The following is a 1,010-nucleotide window of genomic DNA, read 5'->3' on the forward strand; positions in this document are numbered from 1 at the left end:
CTAGATGATTGATTCCAAGGGATGGCCTGCGGGCATGAAGCGAGGGCGTTCATGATCGTTTTGTGACGAACAACCTGAACACCCTCGCAACGGCACTCTATGTGAAGATCGACGACTGGTTGCAGGAGTTCCCGGACCTGGCCGTGCCGCGCCCGCGGGTCGGGATCAAGCCCACCCTCAGTGACGCCGAGCTCGTCACGCTGGCGGTGATGTCGGCGCTGCTGGGGTTCACCAGTGAACGGCGGTGGCTGCGCCACGCCCGCGAGCACCTGGCCGGCATGTTCCCCTACCTGCCCGGGCAAAGCGGCTACAACAAACGGCTGAGAGCGGCAACGGTGCTGGTCCTGCACATGATCCAGATGCTCGGCCGGGACACCTCACTGTGGGACGACGACGTGTGGGTGGCCGACTCGACCCCGGTGGAGTGCGGCCGGTCGCGTCAGACCGCCCGCCCCAGCGCGCTGGCCGGGTGGGCCGAGTACGGCTACTGCGCGTCGCATTCCCGGTTCTTCTGGGGTTTGCGGCTGCATCTGCTGTGCACGCTGGGCGGGCTGCCGGTGGCGTTCGCGCTGACCGGCGCCAAGGCCGACGAGCGCACCACCCTGCTGGGGATGCTGGACGCCGACCCCGATCTGGCCGCCCGTCACCCCGGGCAGACCATCATCGCCGACAAGCACTACTACGGCCGCGCGTTCGAGCAGGCCCTCACCGACGGTGACCTCGGCCTACTCCGCCAGGCCCGCAAGGGCGAACCCGCACGGGCCGGCACCGGGCTGTTCAAGCCGTTGCGGCAGACGATCGAATCGATCAACCAGACCTTCAAAGGGCAACTCGACCTGGAACGACACGGCGGCCGCACCGAGGCCGGCGCCATCATCCGCGTGACCATCCGCATCCTGGCACTGGCGGCGGCGATCTGGCACAACGACAAGACCGGCCGGCCCACCGCCCGTTCCCTGACTGCCTACGATCACTGAACGCAACGACACCCCTTGGAATCAATCATCTAG

Annotated in this window: 1 protein-coding gene; it reads left to right on the forward strand. The window is 67.1% G+C overall.

The window, feature by feature from the left end:
• Positions 1-62 precede the first annotated feature (62 nt).
• Positions 63-977 carry an IS982 family transposase gene (locus E1291_RS41475; RefSeq protein WP_131743483.1) on the forward strand — a complete coding sequence of 305 codons (915 nt, stop codon included), beginning with the start codon at positions 63-65 and terminating at the stop codon, positions 975-977.
• Positions 978-1,010: the final 33 nt, after the last annotated feature.

Origin of the sequence: Actinomadura roseirufa (genome assembly GCF_900659635.1) — a bacterium.
GTDB classification, from domain to species: domain Bacteria; phylum Actinomycetota; class Actinomycetes; order Streptosporangiales; family Streptosporangiaceae; genus Spirillospora; species Spirillospora roseirufa.